Annotated in this window: 17 protein-coding genes and 3 pseudogenes; 13 read left to right on the top strand and 7 right to left on the bottom strand. The window is 74.1% G+C overall.

Annotation, left to right across the window (positions count from 1 at the left end; genetic code table 11):
* Positions 1–81: 81 nt before the first annotated feature.
* From ACQ95T_RS01870 to dnaK, 4 genes and pseudogenes are all read right to left on the bottom strand, one after another.
* The gene (locus ACQ95T_RS01870) at positions 82–525 is read right to left on the bottom strand and encodes a heat shock protein transcriptional repressor HspR (RefSeq protein WP_425943104.1); all 444 of its coding nucleotides are present in this window, start codon (positions 523–525) and stop codon (positions 82–84) included.
* A pseudogene (locus ACQ95T_RS01865) lies at positions 525–1612 on the bottom strand (DnaJ C-terminal domain-containing protein). The gene ACQ95T_RS01870 and the pseudogene ACQ95T_RS01865 overlap by 1 nt, the downstream one beginning before the upstream one ends.
* A 114-nt stretch (positions 1613–1726) precedes the next feature.
* Positions 1727–2422: a nucleotide exchange factor GrpE gene (locus ACQ95T_RS01860; protein WP_425943102.1), complete on the bottom strand. Its 696-nt coding sequence runs from the start codon at positions 2420–2422 to the stop codon at positions 1727–1729.
* A complete protein-coding gene (dnaK, locus tag ACQ95T_RS01855) occupies positions 2419–4329 on the bottom strand; it encodes a molecular chaperone DnaK (RefSeq protein WP_425943101.1) in 1911 nt (636 codons plus the stop codon). Before dnaK ends, ACQ95T_RS01860 begins: the two co-directional genes overlap by 4 nt.
* A gap of 189 nt (positions 4330–4518) precedes the next feature.
* Here dnaK and ACQ95T_RS01850 point away from each other — a divergent pair, with 189 nt between their 5' ends.
* The 4 genes from ACQ95T_RS01850 (at position 4519) to ACQ95T_RS01835 (ending at position 9063) form a co-directional block, all read left to right on the top strand.
* Complete coding sequence (locus ACQ95T_RS01850) at positions 4519–4986, top strand: VOC family protein (protein ID WP_425943100.1); 468 nt, start codon at positions 4519–4521, stop codon at positions 4984–4986.
* A gap of 99 nt (positions 4987–5085) precedes the next feature.
* On the top strand, positions 5086–6786 hold the full coding sequence (locus ACQ95T_RS01845; RefSeq protein WP_425943099.1) for an ABC-F family ATP-binding cassette domain-containing protein: 1701 nt from the start codon (positions 5086–5088) through the stop codon (positions 6784–6786).
* Positions 6787–6872: 86 nt separating this feature from the next.
* Positions 6873–7445 (top strand): hypothetical protein, encoded by a 573-nt coding sequence (locus ACQ95T_RS01840; protein WP_431473453.1) that lies wholly within the window; start codon positions 6873–6875, stop codon positions 7443–7445.
* A 52-nt stretch (positions 7446–7497) separates the two neighbouring features.
* Positions 7498–9063, top strand: coding sequence for an aspartate:alanine exchanger family transporter (locus ACQ95T_RS01835; RefSeq protein ID WP_425943097.1), 1566 nt, complete (start codon positions 7498–7500; stop codon positions 9061–9063).
* 61 nt (positions 9064–9124) lie between these two features.
* Here ACQ95T_RS01835 and ACQ95T_RS01830 read toward each other — a convergent pair whose 3' ends face one another.
* Positions 9125–9343, bottom strand: a complete 219-nt coding sequence (locus tag ACQ95T_RS01830; protein ID WP_425943096.1) for a hypothetical protein — start codon at positions 9341–9343, stop codon at positions 9125–9127.
* Positions 9344–9528: 185 nt separating this feature from the next.
* Here ACQ95T_RS01830 and ACQ95T_RS01825 point away from each other — a divergent pair.
* From ACQ95T_RS01825 to ACQ95T_RS01810, 4 genes and pseudogenes are all read left to right on the top strand, one after another.
* Positions 9529–10080 (top strand): annotated as a pseudogene (locus ACQ95T_RS01825) (permease); the annotation flags it as partial.
* 26 nt (positions 10081–10106) lie between these two features.
* Entirely contained in the window at positions 10107–10586 is a 480-nt protein-coding gene (locus ACQ95T_RS01820) for a permease (RefSeq protein WP_431473452.1), read from the top strand.
* A gap of 131 nt (positions 10587–10717) precedes the next feature.
* Positions 10718–10864, top strand: a complete 147-nt coding sequence (locus ACQ95T_RS01815; protein WP_431473451.1) for a thioredoxin family protein — start codon at positions 10718–10720, stop codon at positions 10862–10864.
* 366 nt (positions 10865–11230) lie between these two features.
* Positions 11231–11734 (top strand): AMIN-like domain-containing (lipo)protein, encoded by a 504-nt coding sequence (locus ACQ95T_RS01810; protein ID WP_425943116.1) that lies wholly within the window; start codon positions 11231–11233, stop codon positions 11732–11734.
* Here the strand turns inward: ACQ95T_RS01810 and ACQ95T_RS01805 are convergent.
* On the bottom strand, positions 11657–12427 hold the full coding sequence (locus ACQ95T_RS01805; protein WP_425943093.1) for a hypothetical protein: 771 nt from the start codon (positions 12425–12427) through the stop codon (positions 11657–11659). The two genes, ACQ95T_RS01810 and ACQ95T_RS01805, sit on opposite strands and share 78 nt — an antisense overlap.
* 72 nt (positions 12428–12499) lie before the next feature.
* Here ACQ95T_RS01805 and ACQ95T_RS01800 point away from each other — a divergent pair, with 72 nt between their 5' ends.
* From ACQ95T_RS01800 to ACQ95T_RS01785, 4 genes and pseudogenes are all read left to right on the top strand, one after another.
* On the top strand, positions 12500–13507 hold the full coding sequence (locus ACQ95T_RS01800) for an NAD-dependent epimerase/dehydratase family protein (RefSeq protein ID WP_425943092.1): 1008 nt from the start codon (positions 12500–12502) through the stop codon (positions 13505–13507).
* A pseudogene (locus ACQ95T_RS01795) lies at positions 13483–13948 on the top strand (patatin-like phospholipase family protein); the annotation flags it as partial. The gene ACQ95T_RS01800 and the pseudogene ACQ95T_RS01795, both read left to right, overlap by 25 nt.
* Entirely contained in the window at positions 13946–14380 is a 435-nt protein-coding gene (locus ACQ95T_RS01790) for a DUF6363 domain-containing protein (protein WP_431473884.1), read from the top strand. The pseudogene ACQ95T_RS01795 and the gene ACQ95T_RS01790, both read left to right, overlap by 3 nt.
* A gap of 216 nt (positions 14381–14596) precedes the next feature.
* Complete coding sequence (locus ACQ95T_RS01785; protein WP_431473450.1) at positions 14597–15328, top strand: crotonase/enoyl-CoA hydratase family protein; 732 nt, start codon at positions 14597–14599, stop codon at positions 15326–15328.
* On the opposite strand, the gene ACQ95T_RS01780 is transcribed toward ACQ95T_RS01785, so the two are convergent.
* Positions 15267–15983: an alpha/beta fold hydrolase gene (locus tag ACQ95T_RS01780; RefSeq protein ID WP_425943089.1), complete on the bottom strand. Its 717-nt coding sequence runs from the start codon at positions 15981–15983 to the stop codon at positions 15267–15269. The genes ACQ95T_RS01785 and ACQ95T_RS01780 overlap by 62 nt on opposite strands.
* 38 nt (positions 15984–16021) lie before the next feature.
* Here ACQ95T_RS01780 and ACQ95T_RS01775 point away from each other — a divergent pair, with 38 nt between their 5' ends.
* Positions 16022–17356 (top strand): glucose-1-phosphate adenylyltransferase family protein, encoded by a 1335-nt coding sequence (locus tag ACQ95T_RS01775; protein WP_425943088.1) that lies wholly within the window; start codon positions 16022–16024, stop codon positions 17354–17356.
* Positions 17357–17379 lie beyond the last annotated feature (23 nt).

The following is a 17379-nucleotide window of genomic DNA, read 5'->3' as shown; positions in this document are numbered from 1 at the left end:
AGGACCGGCTGGTGTCCTCCCGGCAGGGACGCCGACCGCGGTGTCCGGCCGGGGTGGCTCCGAGCGACCGGGAGGAACCCGTCAGTCCTCGAACGGCCAGCCCTGCGGACGCCAGAGCGTCAGCGAGGTGCCCGGGGAGGTCGGCCGCGGGCGGGTGCCGGCGCGCAGGGCCACCACCTCGCCGTGACGGCCGGCGGCGAAGACCCGGGGCAGCTGGCCCACGGCCTCGCGCAGCGCGTGGTTCTCGGCGGTCAGCCGAGCCACCCGGGAGCGCAGGTCCTCGACCTCGTTCTCCAGGTCGAGGACCCGACGGATGCCCCCGAGGCCGACCCCCTCGGCCGAGAGCCGCTGGACCTCGCGCAGCCGGTCCACGTCCCGCGCCGAGTAGCGGCGGCCGCCGCCGCGGGTGCGGGACGGCACGACCAGGCCCAGCCGGTCGTACTGGCGCAGGGTCTGGGCGTGCATCCCGGCGAGCTCGGCCGCGACCGAGATCACGTAGACGGGAGTGTCCCGATCCATGCTCATCACCCCTGGGCGCGCCTCATCAGCTCGGCGCGCGGGTCCGTGCCGACCTCCTCGGCCTGCAGGGTCTCCACGGCCGCCCGGGCGTCGTCGGAGAGCCGCTGGGGCACGACGACCTGCACCCTGGCCCGGAGGTCACCGGCGCCCCCCTTGGCCTTGATGCCGCGTCCCTTGACCCGCAGCACCCGCCCCGAGGGCGTGCCGGGCGCGATCCGCACCTTCACCGGCGCGCCCTCCAGCGTGGGCACCTCGACGGTGGCCCCGAGGGCCGCCTCGGCGAAGGTCACCGGCAGGTCGACGGTGAGGTCGTCGCCCTCCCGGCCGAACACGGGGTGCGGCTCCACGGTGACGTGCAGGATGAGGTCGCCCGGCTCGCCGCCCGGGACCGGTGCCGGCATCCCCTTGCCTCGCAGCCGGATCCGCTGGCCGTCCTTGACGCCCGCGGGGATGCGGGTGGTGATGCGCCCGCCGTCGGGCTTGCTGAGGGAGACCGTGTCACCGGTCGTCGCGGCCCGGAAGTCGATCGTGGTGCGCGCCTCGACGTCCTGGCCACGGACCGTGCGACCACCGCCGGGGTAGCTCCCGCCGGGGAACCCTCCCCCGCCCGGGCGACCCTGCCCGCCACCGGGGAAGCCTGGCCGCCGCCCGGGAAGCCCTGCCCGCCGAACCCGCCGGCGCCGCCGAAGGCACCGAGCAGGTCCTCGAGGTCGATGCCTCCGGCACCGGGGCCGCCCGAGGTGCTGAAGCGCACGTTCTGGGCACCCCCACCGCCGCCGAACATCTGGGCGAAGACGTCCTCGAAGCCACCGGTCCCACCGGCGGCCCCGGGGCCGCCCGCGGTGAAGCGGGCCCCGCCGCCCATGGCGCGGACCGCGTCGTACTGCTTGCGCTGCTCGGCGTCGGAGAGAACCGCGTAGGCTTCACCGATGTCCTTGAACCGCTGCTCCGCCGCGGCGTCACCGGGCTTGGCGTCCGGGTGCCACTCGCGGGCGAGCTTGCGGTAGGTCTTCTTCAGCGTCTTCTCGTCGACGTCCTTGGGCACGCCGAGGATCGCGTAGAAGTCCTTGTCCATCCAGTCCTGGCTGACCACCGGTCCTCACCTCCTCCTTCGTCGTCCCGGTCGTTGCGCTGCGCTGTCGTCCTGCTGGCCCCCGCCCCGGCCGGTCCGGGGGGACCGGCCGGGAGGGGTATGACGTGGGTCGGCTCACCCGGCGTCCGCCACGGCCACCCGAGCCGCGCGGACGACGAGCTCGTTGACCTTGAACCCGGGCTGGACGACCTGGACGATCGTCATGCCGGTGGCCCCGTCGGGCAGGTCCGCCTGCTCGGCGGGCAGGTGCATGAGGGCCTCGTGGACGGTCGGGTCGAACTCCTCGCCGACCTCGCCGACCCGCTCCACGCCGAAGCGTCCCAGCGTCCCCTCCAGCTTCTCGGCGATCGCGGCGAACGGGCCCTCGACGAGGTCGCCGTGCTCGCGCGCCGAGTGGATGTCGTCCAGGACCGGGAGCATGGCCTCCACGACCGCCGCGACCGCGCGGGTACGGTCACCCTCGCGCTCCCGCTGGGTGCGGTTGCGGAAGTTGACGAACTCGGCCTGCATCCGGCGCATCTCCTCGAGCCGCTCGGCGGCCAGGGCGGTGTCCGGGTGCAGGTCGGCCGTCCCGGCGGTGTCGGCGGAGGCCTCCGTCGACGCCCCACCGGGGGCGCCGGGGCCGGCGCCGGCCGCGCCGGCGTCGGCGTCCCCCGCCCCGGCCGGGGAGGACTTGACGCCCTCCCCGACCGTGGCGCGCGGCATACCCGTCTCGGGGTCGATGCGACGCTTGTCCCGGATCACCGGACCGCGACCGTCCTGGAGCTCCTCCTCGCGGGAGGTGTCCGGGGTGTCGTGGTGGTCGGTCACTTGGTCTCCTCGTCGTCCACGACCTCGGCGTCCACGACGTCGACGTCGCCGTCGTCACCGGAGCCGGTGCGGCTGCTGTCCACGTCCGCCGCGCCGGTAGCGTCGGCGAACCCGGCCCCCGCGCCGGCACCCTCGGCACCGGGCTGCTGGGCGTACATGGCCGAACCCATCTTCTGGGACTCGGTGGACAGCGTCTCCATCTTGGCCTTGATGTCCTCGATCGAGGCGCCGGACTCGGGCTTGAGGGCCTCCTTGAGGTCCGCCAGGGCGCTGTCGACCGGGCCGCGCGCGTCCGCCGGGACCTGCTCGCCGGAGTCCGTCAGGAACTTCTCGGTCGAGTAGACCAGCTGCTCGGCGGTGTTGCGGGTCTCGGTCTCCTCGCGCCGCTGCTTGTCCTCCTCGGCGTGCGCCTCGGCGTCCTTGACCATGCGCTCGATCTCCTCCTTGGGCAGCGCACTGCCGCCGGAGATGGTCATCGACTGCTCCTTGCCCGTGCCGCGGTCCTTGGCGGAGACGTGCACGATGCCGTTGGCGTCGATGTCGAAGGTGACCTCGATCTGCGGCACGCCGCGGGGCGCCGGGGCGATGCCGGTCAGCTCGAAGTTGCCCAGCAGCTTGTTGTGCTGGGCGATCTCGCGCTCGCCCTGGTAGACCTGGATCCCCACCGACGGCTGGTTGTCGCTGGCCGTGGTGAAGACCTCGCTGCGCTTGGTCGGGATCGCGGTGTTGCGCTCGATCAGGCGGGTCATGATGCCGCCCTGGGTCTCGATGCCCAGGCTCAGCGGGGTGACGTCGATGAGCAGCACGTCCTTGCGCTCACCCTTGAGGACGCCGGCCTGCAGAGCGGCGCCGACGGCGACGACCTCGTCCGGGTTGACGCCCTTGTTCGGCTCCTGGCCCCCGGTCATCTTGGTGACCAGCTCGGCGACGGACGGCATGCGGGTGGAACCGCCGACGAGGACGACGTGGTCGATCTGGTTGAGCGAGATTCCGGCGTCCTTGATCACCTGCTCGAAGGGAGCCTTGGTGCGCTCCAGCAGGTCGGAGGTCATCTGCTCGAACTGGGCGCGGGTGAGGGTCTCGTCCAGGTGGATCGGACCGTTCTCCCCCATCGAGAGGTACTGCAGGTTCAGGGTGGTGCTCGTCGAGGAGGAGAGCTCCTTCTTGGCCTGCTCGGCGGCGTCCTTGAGCCGCTGGAGGGCGATCTTGTCCTTGGACAGGTCCACGCCGGACTGGTTCTTCACCGTGGTGACCAGGTGGTCGATGATCCGCTGGTCCCAGTCGTCACCACCGAGCTTGTTGTCGCCGTGGGTGGCCTTGACCTGGATGGTCGCGAAACCGTCCTCGGCGTCCTTGCCCACCTCGAGCAGGGACACGTCGAAGGTGCCGCCACCGAGGTCGAAGACGAGGATGAGCTCGTCCTCCTTGCCCTTGTCCAGCCCGTAGGCCAGCGCGGCGGCGGTCGGCTCGTTGACGATCCGCAGGACGTTGAGGCCGGCGACCTCCCCGGCGTCCTTGGTGGCCTGGCGCTCCGCGTCGTCGAAGTAGGCCGGCACGGTGATGACCGCGTCGGTGACCGGCTCACCCAGGTAGGACTCGGCGTCCCGCTTGAGCTTCATGAGGATGCGGGCGCTGATCTCCTGGGGGGTGTACTTCTTGTCGTCCACCGTCGTGTTCCAGTCGGTGCCCATGTGGCGCTTGACGGAGCGGATGGTGCGGTCCACGTTGGTCACGGCCTGCCGCTTGGCGACCTCACCGACGAGGACCTCGCCGTTCTTGGCGAAGCTGACCACGGACGGGGTCGTGCGACCACCCTCCGCGTTGGCGATGATCTCCGGCTCGCCACCGGTGAGGACGGCGACCGCCGAGTTGGTGGTGCCGAGGTCGATGCCGACTGCACGTCCCATGCGTTGCTCTCCTTGGTATGTCGTGCCGCCGCGCCCGGGCGGGCGCCGCGACGTGGATTGACACGTCTGCACTCAACCCTGGAGAACCGGGCGACCTGTTGTCAAACCGGGACTCATCGAAGTTGAGTTCACCTGGCTCAACCCGGGCCGCTCGTGGTTCATTCCCCGGGCGTGCGCCAGCATGGAGGCATGACGACGCTGCAGCTGACTCCGAAGCTGGTCATCGGCCGACCGGATGAGCCCGGGGGCGCCGACCGGGCTATCGCGTACTACCGACAGGTGCTCGGCGCCGAGGTGGTCTCCCGCCACACCATGGGCAGGGCGGTCGTGTTGGCCGAGCTCGCCCTGCCGGGGGGCTCCAGCCTCCAGGTCAAGGACGCCGACGAGCACGACCCCGGCTCCCCCGAGCAGGGGAGGGGCGTGATCCTCAGCCTGGTCTGCGCCGACCCCGACGCCCTCGTCTCCCGTGCCCTCGACGGTGGAGGCGAGCTGGTCTTCCCGGTCCAGGATCAGCCCTACGGTTCCCGCCAGGGTCGCTTCCGGGACCCCTTCGGCCACCAGTGGATCGTGGGCACGCCGCTGACGATGAGCGAGGCGCAGATCCAGGACGCGCTGGACGCGTGGGACGCCGCCGAGGAGGGGCCGCAGGACTCCTGACCCGGCCCCGCGACGCCCGGTCTTCCAAGCAGGGACAAGCCCGGTCCGGCAGGGAAGAAATGCGTTGGTGCGCACGGTGCGGTGTGTCAGGCTCGCGTCATGGGGCACGTCGACCTGGCCGGGATCGGCTACGTCCTGCCCGACGGCAGGCCGTTGCTGACCGACGTCGGCTTCCGGGTCGGCGAGGGGGCCACGGTCGCGCTCGTCGGCCCCAACGGCGCCGGCAAGACCACCCTGCTGCGCATCGTCGCCGGGGACCTCGCCCCGCACGAGGGGTCGGTCGGCCGGTCCGGCGGGCTCGGGGTGATGCGGCAGTTCGTGGGGTCGGTGCGGGACGGCTCGACCGTGCGCGACCTGCTCGTCTCCGTCGCGCCGGCCCGCGTCGCCGAGGCCGCCCGGGCCCTCGACGCGGCCGAGCTGGCGATCATGGAGGTCGACGACGAGCCGGCGCAGATGGCCTACGCCCAGGCGCTGGCGGACTGGGGCGACGCGGGAGGGTACGAGCAGGAGACCCGGTGGGACGAGGTCACCACCGCGGCCCTGGGACCGGCGTTCGAGCAGGCCCAGTGGCGCCGCGTCGCCACCCTCTCCGGCGGGGAGCAGAAGCGGCTCGTGCTGGAGGCCCTGCTGCGCGGACCCGACGAGGTGCTGCTGCTCGACGAGCCGGACAACTACCTCGACGTCCCCGGCAAGCGGTGGCTGGAGGAGCAGCTGCTGGCCACGCCCAAGACCGTGCTGCTCGTCAGCCACGACCGTGAGCTGCTCAGCAGGACGGCCACCCGCGTGGTGACCCTCGAGCCCGGCGCGGCCGGGGCGTCCGCGTGGACCCACCCGGGATCGTTCGCGACCTGGCACCAGGCGCGGGCCGACCGCAACGCCCGGCTGGAGGAGATGCTGCGGCGCTGGGAGGAGGAGCACGCCAAGCTGCGCAGGTTGATGCTGATGTACAAGCAGAAGGCCGGCTACAACGACCTCATGGCCGGGCGCTACCAGGCCGCCCGGACCCGGTTGCGCAGGTTCGAGGAGGCCGGCCCGCCGGAGAAGGTCGCCCGCGAGCAGCACGTGACGATGCGCCTCACCGGTGGCCGCACCGCCAAGCGCGCCGTCGTCTGCGAGCGGCTGGAGCTGCTCGGCCCGGACGGGGTCGGGGAGGCCCTCATGCGCCCCTTCGACCTGGAGCTCTGGTACGGCGAGCGGGTCGCGGTGCTCGGCTCGAACGGGTCGGGCAAGTCGCACTTCCTGCGCCTGCTGGCCGGTGGGGGCTCGGACCCCGAGCCGGAGCAGCAGCCCGTGGGCGAGGTCCGGCCGCCGCAGGTGCGGCACACCGGGGTGGCACGCCTGGGCTCACGGGTGCGACCCGGCTGGTTCGCGCAGACCCACGAGGGCCAGGGGTTCGCCGGCCGGACCCTGCTGGAGATCCTGCACCGCGGGGACGACCACCGTCGTGGGCGGACGAGGGAGGAGGCGGCGCGCGTGCTGGACCGCTACGAGCTGGCGCGCCAGGCCGAGCAGACCTTCGACACCCTCTCCGGCGGGCAGCAGGCACGGTTCCAGATCCTCGTGCTGGAGCTGTCGGGCGCGACCCTCCTGCTGCTGGACGAGCCCACGGACAACCTCGACATCGACTCGGCCGAGGCGCTCGAGGAGGGGTTGGCCGGGTTCGAGGGCACCGTGCTGGCCGTCACCCACGACCGGTGGTTCGCCCGCCGGTTCGACCGCTTCGTGGTCTTCGGGGCGGACGGCACCGTCCGCGAGGCCGACGAACCCGTGTGGGAGGAGGGACGGGTGCGCCGACCGTGACGCCGCGCGGTCCGTGACGACGGAGGAGCACCCTCGGGTGGATGAGAGGGTGGGGTCCGACCACGTGATGGACGGGGAGTGCCGGAATGAGTGAGCAGGGACGACAGGGAGGCGCCGAGGGCGGCCCACCCGTGGGCTCCCCCGCCGCGGACGGGCTCGCGCCCGGTGAGCAGGAGCAGCTGGTCTACGTGCTGGAGACCCGTTTCGCCGCCTCCCGGGACGCGGCCGCCGCGGCGCTGCGGGAGGCCGAGCGCGAGCTGGCGCAGGCCCGGGAGAGACGCGAGCGCGCCGAGCACGCCGCCGCCGCCGGGGCGGAGTACACCTCCGACCCCCTGCCCTTCATGCGGCAGTCGGTCGACGAGGAGGTCGACGCCCTGGAGCGCAAGACGACCGGGAAGAAGGTCAGGGCCTCCTACCGGTTCCTGCTCGACCGGTCGGTGGAGCTGGCCGCGGCCGAGGTGGCCCGCTTCCACGAGGACCGCCGGGCGGTGCTGAGGGAGGCTCGGGAGGGTCTGGAGGCGTGCCGGGCGGCCGAGGCGCGGGCCGCCGAGGCGGTCGCCGCGGCCCGGCTCACGGACGAGCGGGTCCGCTCGGCCGAGGAGTCCGCCCGTCGCGGGCTGGGCACGATGCTGGAGAAGCTCGCGGGCCGACGCCCCTGAGACCCGCCCGCGGGCGGCCGCCCCGGAGACCGGGGGTGACAGACTCCCGCCCATGGTGGACGCGCTGGCCTCGACGCCGCTGCTGACGATGATGGTCGTCGTCGCCCTGGGCACGCTCGTCGGGGCCGTCCCGTTCGGCCCGCTGCGCTTCGGCCCGGCCGGCGCGCTGTTCGTGGGGCTGGGCGTCGGGGCCCTCGACCCCCGGCTCGGCGAGGGCCTCGCGCTCGTCCAGACGCTGGGGCTGGCCCTGTTCGTCTACACCGTCGGCCTGACGGCGGGCAGCACCTTCTTCCGCGACCTGCGTCGCCAGCTGCCCCTCATGGGCGGGGCGGCCCTGGTCCTCGTCGTCATGACGGGCGTCTCCATGGTCGTGGGCGCGGTCCTGGGCCTGTCCCCGGCGCTCACCGCCGGGACCTACGCCGGAGCCCTCACCTCGACGCCGGCGCTGGCCACCGCGGCCGAGCGCACGGGCAGCCAGGACCCGGCGGTCGGCTACTCGCTGTCCTACCCCGTGGGCGTGGTCGTCACGATCCTGCTCGTGGCCGTCCTGCTGAACCGGTCCTGGCCGGGCCGCCGCGACCCCGGATCGGCCGCCGGGGAGGGCCTGGTCGACATCTCGGTGGAGGTCGAGCGGCCCTCGGCCCTCTCGGACGTCCCCGGCCTGGCCGAGGGAGAGCTCCGGCTCTCCTACCTGGCCCGGGACGGCCGGACCCGGGTCGTGCACCCCGGGGAACGCCTCGAGGTCGGCGACCGCGTGGTCATGGTGGGCCCCGAGCAGGCGGTCGTCCGGGGCCGGGACCACCTCGGGCGTCGGGTCGACGAACACCTGGCCCACGACCGCCGCGAGGTGGACTACCGCCGGTTCGTCGTCTCCGACCCCAGGGTCGCGGGCCGGACCGTCGGCGAGCTGGACGTCCCCGGCCGGCTGGACGGCGTGGTCACCCGGGTGCGTCGGGGCGACCTGGACCTGCTGGCCTCCGAGGACTTCGTCCTCGAGCTCGGTGACCGGGTGCGCGTCATCGTCCCCCGGGGACGGCTCGGCGACGTGAAGGAGCTCTTCGGCGACTCCGAGCGCAAGGTCAGCGAGATCGACGCCCTGACCCTGGGGGTCGGCCTCGCCGCGGGGCTGGTCCTCGGCCTGTTCGCCCTGCCCCTTCCGGGCGGGCTCAGCTTCGCCCTGGGGTCGGCGGCCGGTCCGCTCGTGGTCGGCATCGTGCTCGGGCGGGTGGAGCGCACCGGACCGCTGGTCTGGGGCCTCCCGCTGGCCGCCAACCTCACCATCCGGCAGCTGGGGCTGCTGCTCTTCCTCGGGGCCACCGGCCTCATCTCGGGGCAGGCCTTCGCGGCGCAGGCGTTCACGTGGACCGGTCTGAGGGTGGTCACGGGAGCGGTGGTCATCACCCTGGCCGCGGGTCTGCTCTTCATCCTCGTCGCCCGGCTGGCCGGCGTCAGCACCGAGCGGGCGGCCGGAGGGCTGGCCGGCTTCGTGGGGCAGCCGGCCATCCTGGCCTACGCCAAGGGCCGGGTGACCGACGAGCGGGTGGAGGCCGGCTACGCGGCGCTGTTCGCGCTGGGCCTGATCCTCAAGATCCTGCTCGTGCAGGTCATCGTCGCCTGAGCAGGGGGATGCTCCTGTCCACCGCTCCTGTCCACCGCTCGAGGACCTACGGGGCGACCGCTCAGAGCTTGGCCAGCTTGGAGAAGGGGCTGAGGATGCGCATCGTGCGGGTGCCGAAGTCGACCGTGACCGCGTCCGCCTCGACCCCGACCACCCGCCCCATCCCGTAGGAGTCGTGGGAGACGCGGTCGTCGCGGACGAACTGGGTGATCACCGGCTCCGGCTCGGGCCGGAAAGGGCTGCTGGCGAGGTGGCGACGACGTGCGGGCAAGGTTGGCATCCCTGCCAGTATGCACCCCGTACCTGGGCACGGGTCCGGCGCGGCCGGCCGGACGAGGACCGCACCCGGTCCACGACGTCGAGTAGTAGAATGGGACCGTCCGACCGTTCCTGCTGGTCGGACGCCCACGGAGGCCGGCGCCCCCCGACGGACCCCCGCCGACCTCCCCTCCCCGCGGAGGGCCGATGGCGACGACGAGAACCACGAGGGCCACCACCGCCACGACGACGGCCGAGCGCAGGCTGCTGCTCGGCCTGGGTCTCGGCGCCCTCGCCTGGACCGGTTCCTACGCGCTCAACGGATGGTTCTGGGACGCCGCGGTGGGCTGGCTCGGCCTGGACCTGGGCGACCGCCTGGTCTCCTCGGTCCACTTCTTCCTCTACGACACCGTGAAGATCTTCCTCCTGCTGCTGGGCCTGATGTTCGTCGTCGGGATGGCCCGCGCCTCCCTCGACCTGGACCGTGCCCGGGCCTACCTGGAGGGTCGCGGACTGGGCCTCGGACTGTTCCTGGCCGTCGTCCTGGGCGTGGTCACCCCGTTCTGCTCCTGCAGCTCCATCCCCCTGTTCATCGGGTTCGTCGCCGCGGGGATCCCGCTGTCGATCACCCTCACCTTCCTCGTCGCCTCGCCGCTGGTCAGCGAGATCGCGGCGATCATGATCGGCGACCAGTTCGGCTGGGACGTCGCCGTCGCCTACGTCCTGGCCGGCGGCACGCTGGCGATGACGATCGGCTGGGTCTTCTCCCGCTTCCGGCTGGACCGGTGGGTCGAGGACGTGGTCCGCACCAGCCGGGTCGCGGCGCTGAGGGCCGGGGGCACCGGCCGAGCCTTCCCGAGCGGGTCGAGGCCGCCCTCGGGGAGAGCCGCGACATCCTCCGCGACGTGTGGATCTGGGTCCTCGTCGGCGTGGGCGTGGGCGCGGCCATCCACGGCTGGGTCCCCACCGACTTCTTCGCCCGCTGGGCCGGACCGGACAACCCCCTGGCCGTCGTGGTGGCGACGCTGGCGGGCGTTCCGCTCTACGTCAACGGCGCCGGCGTCGTGCCCGTGGGTGAGGCCCTGTGGGCCAAGGGGATGGGCCTGGGCACGGTCATGGCCTTCATGATGAGCTCGATCGCCCTGTCGGGCCCGATGGCCATCATGCTGCGCCGGGTGATGCGTCCCCCGCTCCTGGCGCTCTACTTCGGTTCCGTGACCCTGGGCATCGTCGCCCTGGGCCTGGTGTTCAACATCGTCGGCTGACGAGGTCGACGACCGACGCGCGAGGAGGCGCAGATGATCGTCAAGGTGCTGGGTCCCGGCTGCCGCAACTGCCAGCGCGGCTGGAGGAGCGGACGAGGGAGGCCCTGGGCAGGCTGGGCCTGGACGCCGACGTGGAGAAGGTGACGGACTACGGGGAGATCGCGGCCTACGGGGTGCTGCGCACCCCGGGCCTGGTGGTCGACGAGGAGCTGGTGCACAGCGGCAGCGTGCCGACGACCGGCCACCTCGTCACGCTGCTGGCAGCGCGCCCCGCCTGAGCGAGGGACCCCTCCGCCGGTACCCGTCCGCCGCCACCGCCACCGCCGCCACCGCCGCCACCGCCGTGACCACCCGGGCGCATCCCACCACCCGGGCGCACCGCACCCGCTCCCGGTGCAACCTTTCTCCTCCCGCCTGCGACGAGGGGGTATGACGCGTCCGCGCCATGCTCCGGGGCTCCGGCCCCCGACGGAAGGACCGACATCATGAGCACCCTCCGAGCACCCCGACGGGTCACCGTCGCCGCCGTCGCCGCGACCCTCGTCGCGGGCCTGTCGGCCACCGCCGCCACCGGTGCCCCGCCCCGGGCGGCCACCGCCGGGACGATGACGGCCGGGACGACGACCGGGACGACGACCGGGACGATGCCCGCCCACGTCACCGTGCCCACCGCCACCAGCTACTGCGGCATCGTGTGGGGGTCGCTGGCGAGGTCGGCCGGCGTGACCACCCGGACCGGCACCCTGTCCGACGTCCGGGCGGGGCGGCACACCTGCTTCGACCGGCTCGTCCTGGACGTCGACGCCGTCCCCGGCAGCTTGGGTTACGACGTGCGCTACGTCGACGCCGTCAGGGCCGACGGCAGCGGCTCGGTCGTCCCCCTCGCCGGCGGCGCCCGCCTGCAGGTCGTCCTGCACTCGCCCGCGTACGACGACCGGGGCCGGGCGACCTACACGTTCGCCGACCGCACCGAGCTCGTCGACGTGGACGGCTGGTCCACCTTCCGGCAGGTCGCGTGGGCGGGCAGCTTCGAGGGACGCAGCACGCTCGGCCTGGGCGTGCGCGCCCGGCTACCGTTCCGCGTGTTCGTCCTCGACGGCCCGGGCGACGGTGCCCGGCTCGTGGTCGACGTCGCCCACCGCTGGTGAGCCGACCTGCTCGGCGGAGGCGCCTGCGGCCCGCCGCGGGCGCCCCGCCCGCAGCTCGACCCGCACGGGCAGCAGCGCCGCGACGACGACGTGGGCGGCGTAGATGCAGGCCACCATCTCCAGGGCCTCCTCGAGCGTGCCGAAGCCCTCGGACACGTCGGGGCGCTGCTGCCGCCAGAAGTACCCGCTCATCGCCTCGAAGCCCAGGGCTCCGAGCAGGTAGAGGCCCAGCGCCAGCCCCAGCCGTCGACGCATCACCGCCGGCAGGGTGCTGGTCGCCAGCCCCAGCACGACGGCGAGCAGGACCGCCAGCGGGATCCCCACGACCACCCAGGGAAAGGTCGGGAAGGGGTTGGTCGTCACCAGCTGGGCGGTCCGCTCGTGCAGCTGGGTGGCCTCGTCGATGCTGAGGAAGAGCACGACGGCGGCGACCACCCACCAGCCCCACCGCGTCCGACGACGGGCCGCCCCGACGCCGCTGACCCAGGCCGCCACGGCCACGAGCACGAGGAGGGCGCTGTTCCAGTAGGCCGCGATGCCCTGCTCCCCGGCCACGTGCAGGTAGGAGAAGACGTCGTGCCAGGAGGTGTCGCGCAGCAGCAGGTGGCCGAGGAGCGAGGAGACCACGATCGCGGCGGTCACGCCGAGCAGGGTCAGGCTCCACCGGCGCAGCACCACCCCGTCGACCACCATCGGCCCACGATAGGACGCGGCGCCCTCGTGCTCCGTCAGGCGCTCCGGGGACGCGCCTGCCACCCTGGGGGTATGGAGCTCCTCGTCCTGGGCGGGACCCGCTTCCTCGGTCGTGCCGTCGCCGAGGAGGCCGCGCGTCGTGGCCACGCCGTGACCTGCCTGGCGAGGGGCTCGGCACCCCCGCCCGACGGCGTTCCCTTCGTCCGGGCCGACCGCGACGAGGACGACGGGCTGGCTCCCGTCACGGGCCGTCGCTGGGACGGCGTCGTCGACCTCACGGTGCACCCCGTGCACGTGCGGCGGGTCCTGCGCGACCTCACCGCCGCCCACCTGCTCCTCGTCTCCACCGCCAACGTCTACCGCGACGACGTCGGACCCGAGCCGGACGAGGACGCGCCGCTCGTGCCGGCCCTGGACGCCGACCGGATGGCCGGGACGGAGACCTACGGCGGGGCCAAGGTCGCCTGCGAGCAGGCCGTCCTCACCAGCGGAACCCCGGCGGCCGTGGTCCGCCCTGGGCTGATCGGCGGGTCGGGCGACGCGTCCGGGCGCAGCGGCTACTGGCCGTGGCGGTTCGCCCACCCGGTCGGTGCGGAGGTCGCGGTGCCCGACGACCCGGAGCTGCCCGTGGCGCTGGTCGACGTCCGCGACCTGGCGGCCTTCGTGGTCACGGCCTCCGAGCAGCAGCTCCGTGGCCCCTTCAACGTCACCGGCCCGACCACCACCCTCGCGCGGGCCCTGACGACGGCCGCCGAGGTCGCCGCCACCCGGGCCCTCGTGCACGCCATACCCCCGCCCGTCCTCGCCCGGCTCGGGGTCCGCCCCTGGATGGGACCGACCTCGATGCCGCTGTGGCTCGACGATCCCGACCAGCGCGGGTTCGGCACCCTGGACACCGGGCGGGCCCGGGCGGCAGGACTGCGCACCCGGCCGCTGGCGGACACCCTGCGCGCCGCCCTCTCCTACGAGGAGACCCGCACCGTCCCCCGGGCCGCGGGGCTGACCGACGAGGAGGAGCGTCGGGTCCTGGCGGCGGCACGCCATACCCTCGGGGGATGGAGCGACCGACCTCCACCGTGACCGGCACCGCCCTCGTCTTCGAGGGCGGTGGCATGCGGGCCTCCTACACCTCCGGGCTGCTCGTGGCCCTGCTCGAGGAGGGTCTGCACCTGGACTGGGTCGGCGGCATCTCGGCGGGGTCGAGCAACACGGCCAACTACTCTCTCGCGGGACCCCTGGCGCGCCCGGCACAGCTTCACCGACTTCGTCACGGACCCGCGGTTCGGGGACTGGCGGACCTTCGTGCGGGGGCAGGGGCTGTTCAACGCGCGGTACATCTACGAGGAGACCGGGCTGCCCGGGCAGGCGCTGCCCTTCGACTGGGACACCTTCACGGCCGACCCCGCGCAGGTCCGGATCGGCGCGTTCAACGCCACCCGGGGCGAGCCGGTCTACTGGGGACGGGAGGACCTGGCGAGACTCGAGGACCTCATGGTCCGCGTGCGGGCGTCCTCGACGATGCCGGTCGTCATGCCGCCCGTCACGATCGACGGCGAGGTCTTCGTCGACGGCGCGCTGGGTCCCTCGGGGGGCATCCCGCTGGACGCGGCGGTGGCCGACGGGTACGAGCGCTTCCTCGTCGTGCTCACCCAGCCGCGGAGCTACGTCAAGCCCCCGCCGGCGCGGTCCGGCCTGCGCTACCTTCGCCAGCACTTCCGTCGCTTCCCCGCCGTCGTCGAGGCGCTGGGACGGCGTCACAAGGCCTACGCCGCGACCCGGGAACGGCTCTGGGAGCTGGAGCGGGCCGGCGCGGCCCACCTCTTCGTGCCGGAGTCGATGCCGGTGGGCAACGGCACCCGGGACGTGGCCCGCCTGCGCGCCAGCCACGAGGCCGGGCTGGTCCAGGCGCGGCGCGAGCTGCCTGCCCTCCGGGAGTTCCTCGGGGTCGGGTGAGACCCGCGCGCGGTCAGCGGCCGGGCGGGTCCCGCGCCCGCGGACGGGCCCGCACGGGCAGTCCCGCCCGCGGACGGGCGCGCGCGGTGCCCTGGCATGCTCGGGGTATGCCGCCGCGCCCCACCACCGAGCACGTCACCTGCACCGTCCAGGACGGGGTGGCCTCGGTCCGCCTGCCTGACCCGCCCGGACAAGCTCAACGCGCTGACGCTGCCGATGCTCGACGACCTCGTGGCCACGGCCTCCCGCCTGCGCTCGGACCGGAGCGTCCGGGCGGTGCTCCTCTCCGGCGAGGGGGAGGCCTTCTGCGCGGGGCTCGACCTGGGCGGGGCCCTGCGCGACCCGGTCGGGATCGCGGGCCGGTTCCTCCCCCGTCCGTGGCGGGGCACCAACACCTTCCAGGAGGCCTGCTGGGCCTGGCGGCGCCTGCCCGTGCCGGTGGTCGCCGTCGTCCACGGGCACTGCCTGGGTGCGGGCCTGCAGCTGGCGCTGGGTGCCGACCTGCGCGTGAGCACCCCGGACGCCCGGTGGTCGGTGCGCGAGATCCGGTGGGGGCTGGTGCCCGACATGAGCGGCGTGCGCTCCCTGGTGGAGCTCGTCGGGCTCGACGTGGCCAAGGACCTGGCGCTGACCGGGCGGACCGTCACGGGAACCGAGGCGGCCGCGCTGGGCCTGGTCACCCGGCTGGCCGAGGACCCGCACGCTGCCGGCGCCGAGCTGGTCGCGCAGATGGTCGTGCACGACCGGCGGGCCCTCGCCCGCGCCAAGCACCTGCTCGACGCGGCGGTGGGCCGCAGCGCCCGCTCGGTCTTCGCCCGCGAGCGCCGCGCCCAGCTCGGGCTCCTCGCCCGGATGGACCGGTCCGGCGTGCCCGGGACGGCGGGGTCTAGTCGCGGTCGAGGAAGTCGCGCAGCAGGTGCTCCAGCTCCTCGGGCCGCTCCTCGTTGAGCGAGGGCCCGGCCCCCTGCACGACCCGCAGCCGGGCGCCGGCGATGCCGTCCGCCAGCGACCGGGCACCGAGCTGACCAGCGCGGTCGCGGTCGCCGACGAGCACGAGGGTGGCCGCCGTGATCCTGGGGAGTGCGTCGGTGAGGTCGGTCCGGCGCGCGACGTCCAGCATGGCGGTGAGCCGGTCCTTGGACACCCCCGCGTCGGCGAGGCGGGAGGCGGGCATCAGCCGCAGCAGCCCGGCCTGGACCCCGCTCACGAGCTTGGGGGTACGGACCTGACCGCCGATGAGCACCAGGCGGCGCACCCGGTCCGGGTGCTCGGCGGCGAGCCGGGTGGCGACCATGGACCCCCAGCTCTGCGCGCACAGGTCGACCCGGCCCAGCCCCTCCAGCTCGATCTCCTGCGCCAGCCGGTCGGCCGCCTCCTCGACCGGCACCGGGCGGGTCTCGGTGGGGCGCAGGCCCGGCACCCAGGGGGTCAGCAGCCGGCGCGAGCCGTAGAGCCGCACGACCAGGTCCTCCCAGGCCATCGGCGCCTGCCCCACCCCGTGCAGGAGGACGAGGGGGGTGGCGGGTGCGTCCGGCTCGGGCTGGATGTCGGGCCCGGACTCGGGCTGGAACTCGGGCCGGGGCTCGGGCTGGGACTCGGTCACCGCGCCAGGGTATGCCGTGCCTGCCTAGTCTGAGCACCATGTCGCGCACCACCTCCGCCCCGCCCAGCGTCCCGGTCGGGCTGCGCGTGCTGGCGATCGTGCAGGCCGGGGGCGCGGGCAGCCGGATGGAGGTGCTGACCCGCGAACGGGCCAAGCCGGCCCTGCCGTTCGCCGGCACCCACGCGCTGGTCGACTTCCCCCTTTCGGCCCTGCGCGCGAGCGGGATCGTCGACGTGTGGGTGAGCGTGCAGTACCTCTCCGGGTCCCTCGACACGCACCTGGCGGGCGGGCGGCCCTGGGACCTGGACCGCACCCACGGCGGCTTCCGAAGGTTGACCCCGGAGCAGGGCAGCGGGGCGGCCCACGACGACGGCTTCAGCCACGGCAACGCCGACGGCCTCTTCCGGATGCGCGACGACGTCCGGGTGCACGACCCCGACGTGCTCGTCGTCCTGTCGGCCGACCACGTCTTCTCCGCGGACCTGCGACCCGCGATCGCCCACCATCTGCGGGTGGGGGCCGAGTGCACGGTGCTCACCGCGCAGGTCGGGGTGCAGGAGGCGGCCGAGAAGATGGTCGTGCACGCCACCGGGGAGGGCCGGGTCACGGCCGTGGAGTACAAGCCGGACACCACCGACCAGACCACCGTGGCGACGGAGATCTTCCTCTACGACCCGCGCGTGCTCCTCGCCGAGCTGGAGCGGCTCCACCGGGAGCTGGCCGGCGGGGGTGCGGACGGGGGTGGCGCGTCGATCGTCGGCGGGGGAGGTGCCGGGGTCGGTGAGCAGGACGGGCCGGCGGCCGGTCCCGACGACACCGGCCTGGGGGACTTCGGCGAGCTGCTGCTGCCGGCCCTCGTCTCCCGCGGCCGGGTGCACGCCCTGCCGCTGGAGGGGTACTGGCGCGACGTCGGCCGACCGGCCGCCTACCTGCAGGCCCACCGGGACCTGCTGGCGGGACGGGTCGACGTCTTCGACCACCCCGACCGACCGGTCCTGTCCCCCACACCCGCCGGTGCCCCGGCCTGGGTCGGGGACGGAGGTGAGCTGGACGGGGCGATGGTCTCCCCGGGCGTGCGCGTCCGTGGCCGGGTGGCGCGCTCGGTCCTGGGTCCGGACGTGGTGGTCGAGGGTGGGGCGGTCGTGGAGGACAGCGTGCTGATGCGGGGCGTCGTGGTGGAGGCCGGTGCGAGCCTGCACGCCTGCCTCGTGGACGAGGGGGTGCGGATCGGGCGGGACGCGGTCGTCGGCCGGCCCCTGCCGGGGACCCGGACCACCGACGGGGCGATCACCCTCGTCGGGCGGCACAGCGTGGTGGGAGCGGGCGGCGACGTGCCCGCGGGGGCCCGGCTGGAGCCGGGGACGACGGCGTGACGGCGGGTCGAGCGACCTTCTGC

Origin of the sequence: Ornithinimicrobium carbonis (assembly GCF_050703245.1) — a bacterium.
In the GTDB taxonomy this organism is placed as follows: domain Bacteria; phylum Actinomycetota; class Actinomycetes; order Actinomycetales; family Dermatophilaceae; genus Ornithinicoccus.
The sequence above is the reverse complement of the archived record's forward strand: the minus strand, read 5'-3'. Positions and strand labels throughout refer to the sequence as shown.

Coding starts and splice junctions, on each gene's coding strand:
- ACQ95T_RS01800 (WP_425943092.1), top strand. CDS start 12,500: ATGGAGCTCCTCGTCCTGGGCGGGACCCGCTTCCTCGGTCGTGCCGTC.
- ACQ95T_RS01805 (WP_425943093.1), bottom strand. CDS start 12,427: ATGGTGGTCGACGGGGTGGTGCTGCGCCGGTGGAGCCTGACCCTGCTC.
- ACQ95T_RS01775 (WP_425943088.1), top strand. CDS start 16,022: ATGTCGCGCACCACCTCCGCCCCGCCCAGCGTCCCGGTCGGGCTGCGC.
- ACQ95T_RS01835 (WP_425943097.1), top strand. CDS start 7,498: ATGGTGGACGCGCTGGCCTCGACGCCGCTGCTGACGATGATGGTCGTC.
- ACQ95T_RS01870 (WP_425943104.1), bottom strand. CDS start 525: ATGAGCATGGATCGGGACACTCCCGTCTACGTGATCTCGGTCGCGGCC.
- ACQ95T_RS01785 (WP_431473450.1), top strand. CDS start 14,597: ATGCTCGACGACCTCGTGGCCACGGCCTCCCGCCTGCGCTCGGACCGG.
- ACQ95T_RS01845 (WP_425943099.1), top strand. CDS start 5,086: ATGGGGCACGTCGACCTGGCCGGGATCGGCTACGTCCTGCCCGACGGC.
- ACQ95T_RS01790 (WP_431473884.1), top strand. CDS start 13,946: ATGCCGGTCGTCATGCCGCCCGTCACGATCGACGGCGAGGTCTTCGTC.
- dnaK (WP_425943101.1), bottom strand. CDS start 4,329: ATGGGACGTGCAGTCGGCATCGACCTCGGCACCACCAACTCGGCGGTC.
- ACQ95T_RS01830 (WP_425943096.1), bottom strand. CDS start 9,343: ATGCCAACCTTGCCCGCACGTCGTCGCCACCTCGCCAGCAGCCCTTTC.
- ACQ95T_RS01840 (WP_431473453.1), top strand. CDS start 6,873: ATGAGTGAGCAGGGACGACAGGGAGGCGCCGAGGGCGGCCCACCCGTG.
- ACQ95T_RS01810 (WP_425943116.1), top strand. CDS start 11,231: ATGCCCGCCCACGTCACCGTGCCCACCGCCACCAGCTACTGCGGCATC.
- ACQ95T_RS01850 (WP_425943100.1), top strand. CDS start 4,519: ATGACGACGCTGCAGCTGACTCCGAAGCTGGTCATCGGCCGACCGGAT.